This window comes from Bradyrhizobium sp. YR681 (genome assembly GCF_000282615.1).
In the GTDB taxonomy this organism is placed as follows: domain Bacteria; phylum Pseudomonadota; class Alphaproteobacteria; order Rhizobiales; family Xanthobacteraceae; genus Bradyrhizobium.
This window is the reverse complement of the sequence record NZ_AKIY01000318.1, coordinates 1-1,579: the sequence shown is the minus strand read 5'-3', so window position 1 is coordinate 1,579 and position 1,579 is coordinate 1. Positions and strand designations below refer to the sequence as shown.

The following is a 1,579-nucleotide window of genomic DNA, read 5'->3' as shown; positions in this document are numbered from 1 at the left end:
CAAGCAGAAGACGGCATACGAGATTGGTCAGTGACTGGAGTTCAGACGTGTGCTCTGAGCCACTCGCCAACCGGGTCAGGTCCGGAAGGAAGCAGCCCTAACGAGGTCCGGATCGGGTCGCTCGTCAGTCTCCTACCTGTTTTTTCGAGCGAATTGCGCCGGCGGGTTTCCCGCCAGCGCGCTCCTTTCCGCAAAAGCCGGCCGAGAGACATTTCATTGCGGATCGACCGATGACCGACGCTGGCGCCCCTCCAAACGCTGACAGCGCCAGCCCGGCTGGCACGCCCTACCGGGTGCTGGCACGCAAATACCGGCCCTCCTCATTCGACGATCTGATCGGCCAGGAGGCCGTGGTCCGCACCGTCTCCAATGCATTCGAGACCGGGCGCATCCCGCAGGCCTGGATCCTCACCGGCGTCCGCGGCGTCGGCAAGACCACCACTGCGCGCATCCTGGCCCGCGCACTCAACTACGAGATGCCGGACGGCTCGGTGAAGGGCCCCACCATCCACATGCCGACGCTCGGCGTGCATTGCCAGGCGATCATGGAAAGCCGGCACATGGACGTGCTGGAGATGGACGCGGCCTCGCATACCGGCGTCGACGACGTCCGCCAGATCAATGACAGCGTGCGCTACGCGCCCGCCAGCGCCCGCTACAAGGTCTACATCATCGACGAAGTCCACATGCTGTCGACGGCGGCGTTCAACGCCTTCCTGAAGACGCTGGAGGAACCGCCGGAGCACGCCAAATTCGTGTTCGCGACGACCGAGATCCGCAAGGTTCCCGTCACCGTGCTGTCGCGCTGCCAGCGCTTCGACCTGCGCCGTGTCGAGGCTGACGTGCTGATGAAGCACCTCGCCAATATCGCGGCCAAGGAAAACGTCGAGATCGAGCCCGAGGCGCTCGGCATCATCGCGCGCGCCGCCGAAGGCTCGGTGCGCGATTCGCTGTCTCTGCTCGACCAGGCGATCGCGCATGCGGCGGGCACGGTGAGGGCCGACGCCGTCAGGCAGATGCTGGGGCTCGCCGATCGCACCCGCGTCATCGATCTGTTCGATTCGCTGGCGCGCGGCGACATCGCGTCCGCGTTCAAGGAATTCCGCGACCAGTACGATGTCGGCGCCGATCCCATCGTCGTGCTCTCGGACCTCGCCGAATTCGTCAATTTCGTCACCCGCGTGAAGATCGTTCCGGCGACCGCCGACAACGTCGCCTATGGCGAGACCGAGCGCGTGCGCGCGCGGGATTTCGCCTCGAAGATCTCGATGCGCGTGCTGTCGCGGATGTGGCAGATGCTGCTCAAGGGCATCACCGAGGTGCAGGCCGCAACGCGTCCCGCGGCCGCCGCCGAGATGGTGCTGGTGCGGATCGCCTATGTCGCCGACCTGCCGACGCCGGATGAAGCCATCAGGATGCTGGAGCAGAACGGCGGCGGTTCGCCGGTCGTGAGCGGCGGAAGTGCTGCGCGCGGCGGCGCGCCGGCTGCGCCGATGGCTTCGGCGGCGCCGGTTGCTTCGACCGCCCCTGTTCGCATGCCGACCTCGCCGCCGTCCGCGTTCGGCGGCGGCGCCCGCCC

General features: G+C 66.9%; 1 protein-coding gene and 1 other RNA gene. Both read left to right on the top strand.

Going from position 1 to position 1,579, the window contains the following annotated elements; genetic code table 11:
* The first annotated feature begins 39 nt into the window (after window positions 1-39).
* Window positions 40-134: signal recognition particle sRNA small type (ffs, locus tag PMI42_RS40795), an RNA gene on the top strand.
* Between the two features lie 96 nt (window positions 135-230).
* Window positions 231-1,579, top strand: a 1,349-nt coding sequence (locus tag PMI42_RS33900) for a DNA polymerase III subunit gamma/tau (protein ID WP_008143605.1), incomplete at its 3' end; no start/stop codon positions are given.